Source organism: Acinetobacter endophylla (assembly GCF_053543775.1).
This window is the reverse complement of the sequence record NZ_JBLVOM010000070.1, coordinates 1-2,094: the sequence shown is the minus strand read 5'-3', so window position 1 is coordinate 2,094 and position 2,094 is coordinate 1. Positions and strand designations below refer to the sequence as shown.

2 protein-coding genes and 1 pseudogene are annotated in these 2,094 nt (G+C 41.2%); all 3 read right to left on the bottom strand.

The genetic code is table 11. The features are described 5' to 3' along the window. Positions 1-437 (bottom strand): annotated as a pseudogene (locus ACNPNW_RS04910) (copper resistance protein B); the annotation flags it as partial. Further along, positions 424-762, bottom strand: a complete 339-nt coding sequence (locus tag ACNPNW_RS04905) for a hypothetical protein (RefSeq protein WP_004897649.1) — start codon at positions 760-762, stop codon at positions 424-426. The gene ACNPNW_RS04905 and the pseudogene ACNPNW_RS04910, both read right to left, overlap by 14 nt. Further along, a partial coding sequence (locus ACNPNW_RS04900; RefSeq protein WP_448766620.1) for a multicopper oxidase domain-containing protein occupies positions 749-2,094 on the bottom strand: 1,346 nt, incomplete at its 5' end. The genes ACNPNW_RS04905 and ACNPNW_RS04900, both read right to left, overlap by 14 nt.

The window sequence follows — 2,094 nt, the reverse complement described above, 5'->3', positions numbered from 1 at the left end:
TGCGATTCTTCTTTATCGGCATGAATTTTAATAAAAACCTTATTTTCATCTGTGCCAATACGGGTTTCAAACTCTGACTTTAAATCACCTGTGCCATCTTCATTGACAAGCCACTTATTGTCCACTGTCGTAATCGCATAAATTTGCGCACCGTGTTCTGAGCGATGATCATAATGCGAACTCTGCTGAGCATTCGCATCTGGTACATGATGTAAATGATTAACCGTAGATGTTGCCTGATGTTGTGCCTGATTCATTTGGCTATGGTTCATTTGAGAGCGATCCATTTGCATCGGCTGATTTTGACTAGAAGATGTAGCAACTGTCATTTTTTCAGGCGCACTATGATCTTCACCATTATGTGCCAAACTCACTGCACTGACCATCAACAAAGAGCTTGCTAAAACAGTTTTAGAAAAAAGATTAATGGTGCGCATGTTGATCTCCTTTCTGTACTTTTTGATCTTGCTGTTTCTCTGTTGATTTGTGATGCATTGGCTGATGACCTGCATGTTGATGGTTCATCGGTGCTGAATGTGCAGCATGATTCATTTTCCCCATCATCTGCATGTGTTGTGCATGCTCTTGTGGAGAATGCTGTGAATGATCCATCTCAGACATCGCTTGATGATTCATTGATGGTACATTTTTTCCATCAGTCTGAGCAGTTGAATGATGCCCTTCGTGCGCCAAACTTAAGCTTGTTAAACTCAATACCGCAACAGAAAAAAACGCTTTAAATACAAAATTAGTGATGTGCATGTCCAGCTCCTTTTTGCTCAGTTACTTGGTGAGTTTGAGTCGAATTTGTACCTTGAATTGGTGTTGTAGACACTTGTTCATCGCTAACATTTGCCACGATCAACTTGTTCATCATTCCTGCACTCATGTGATACAACAAATGACAATGGATTGCCCATTCGCCCAACTCATCCGCAGTTAATAAAGCAGTCACTGTTTTACCCGGTGGTACAATCAATGTGTGTTTATTCGGCATATCTACCGACTCTTGACCATTCTCCAACTGCATAAACATGCCATGTAAATGCATGGGGTGCGCCATCATACTGTCATTAATAAATTTGATACGGATACGCTCGCCATACTTCACTTTTAATGGCTCAGCATCGCTGAATTTTTTACCGTTAATCGTCCAAATATAACGCTCCATAGTACCGCCCAAACGCACTACTAATTCACTGCTAGCTTCACGAGTATCTTTTTGCGGTTCTAAAGATTTTAAATCACTATATTGCAAGGCTTTATTGCCCGCAGGTGTAGATGCATTTGCCCAACCATAAACCACTTGATCATTTTCTTGTGGTTTTGCTGTGCCATGCTGTGAATGATCCATTTTCGAGTGATCCATGCCTTGCATATCGCCATGGTTCATTTTTGAATGATCCATTTTCGAGTGATCCATGCCTTGCATATTGCCGTGGTTCATTTTCGAATGATCCATTCCTGCATGATCACCGCCACCATGTCCCATATCTTCCATGGTCAAAAGTGAGCGTGGACGTGGTGCAGGCATATGAATGCCATGTGTCATAGGATTTAATTCATTGTGCAGTGTACCAATCGCATAGCCTGCACGGTCAATTGACTCAGCTTCAATTTGATAATGTCCACCTTTTGGCTCCACAATCACATCATAAGTTTCAGCTGTGCCAATACGAAACTCATCCACAGCAACAGGTTTTACAGGCTGACCATCAGCACTGACCACAGTCATTTTCAAGTTAGGAATACGGACATCGTAGAAAGACATCGCAGATGCATTCACAAAACGTAGGCGAATTTTTTCATTCGGTTTAAACATTCCTGTCCAATTTTGTTCAGGTGTTTTGCCATTAATGAGGAAGGTATAACCTGTAACATCCGACATGTCGGTTTTTAGCATACGCATCTGATTCCACATTTTGCGGTCAGACCATGTCGCTTTTATGCCATCACGTTTAACCTGCTTCCAAACATCACCCAAGGTTTCACGCTGATCTTGATAATATTCAGCTGAAATTTTAAGATCTTTCTGAATTTGATCACTGGTTTTTTCATGAAAATCTGACAACATCACCACATAGTCACGTTCAG

Excerpts from the sequence above, each read along its gene's own strand:
- ACNPNW_RS04905 (WP_004897649.1), bottom strand. The coding sequence starts at position 762 with ATGCACATCACTAATTTTGTATTTAAAGCGTTTTTTTCTGTTGCGGTA.